The organism is Clostridium boliviensis, from assembly GCF_033342255.1.
GTDB classification, from domain to species: domain Bacteria; phylum Bacillota; class Clostridia; order Lachnospirales; family Lachnospiraceae; genus Lacrimispora; species Lacrimispora boliviensis.
This window is the reverse complement of record NZ_JAWONS010000292.1, coordinates 1-1030: the sequence shown is the minus strand read 5'-3', so window position 1 is coordinate 1030 and position 1030 is coordinate 1. Positions and strand designations below refer to the sequence as shown.

Annotated in this window: 1 rRNA gene; it reads right to left on the bottom strand. The window is 59.8% G+C overall.

The window, feature by feature from the left end:
• Positions 1-1030: ribosomal RNA gene (locus RZO55_RS21570) — 23S ribosomal RNA — on the bottom strand; the annotation flags it as partial.

Genomic DNA, 1030 nt, shown 5'->3' with positions numbered 1-1030 from the left:
TGTCTGGGCAACTCCACATCCTTTCCCACTTAACGGACACTTGGGGACCTTAGCCGGCGGTCTGGGCTGTTCCCCTCTCGACTACGGATCTTAGCACTCGTAGTCTGACTCCCGGAAAGCGAGTCAGCGGCATTCGGAGTTTGACTGAGTTCGGTAACCCGGGAAGGGCCCCTAGCCCAATCAGTGCTCTACCTCCGCGACTCTCTTCCGAGGCTAGCCCTAAAGCTATTTCGGGGAGAACCAGCTATCTCCGAGTTCGATTGGCATTTCACCCCTACCCACACCTCATCCCCTGGTTTTTCAACACCAGTGGGTTCGGGCCTCCAGCAGGTATTACCCTGCCTTCACCCTGGACATGGGTAGCTCACCCGGTTTCGGGTCGACGACGATGTACTCAACGCCCTGTTCAGACTCGCTTTCGCTGCGGCTCCGGCCTCTTCGCCTTAACCTCGCACACCATCGTCACTCGCCGGTTCATTCTACAAAAGGCACGCCGTCACGGGTCAAGCCCGCTCCGACTGCTTGTAGGCACACGGTTTCAGGTACTCTTTCACTCCCCTCCCGGGGTGCTTTTCACCTTTCCCTCACGGTACTGGTTCACTATCGGTCGCCAGGGAGTATTTAGCCTTGGGAGGTGGTCCTCCCGGATTCCCACGGGGTTTCCCGTGCCCCGTGGTACTCAGGGTCCGTCCCGGAGGGACGCCGGTTTCGGTTACCGGGCTTTCACCGTCTATGGCGGGCCGTTCCAGACCACTTCACCTACCGGCATCCTTTATCACTCCATGTGGGACGCCCTACAACCCCGACGGGCAAGTGCCCGCCGGTTTGGGCTGTTCCCCGTTCGCTCGCCGCTACTGAGGGAATCGCGGTTGCTTTCTTCTCCTCAGGGTACTAAGATGTTTCAGTTCCCCTGGTGTGCCCCCGTCCACCCTATGGGTTCAGGTGGCGGTACCGGCCCTCGTCAGACCGGTGGGTTGCCCCATTCGGGAATCCCCGGATCAACGCTCGCTTACAGCTCCCCGAGGCTTAT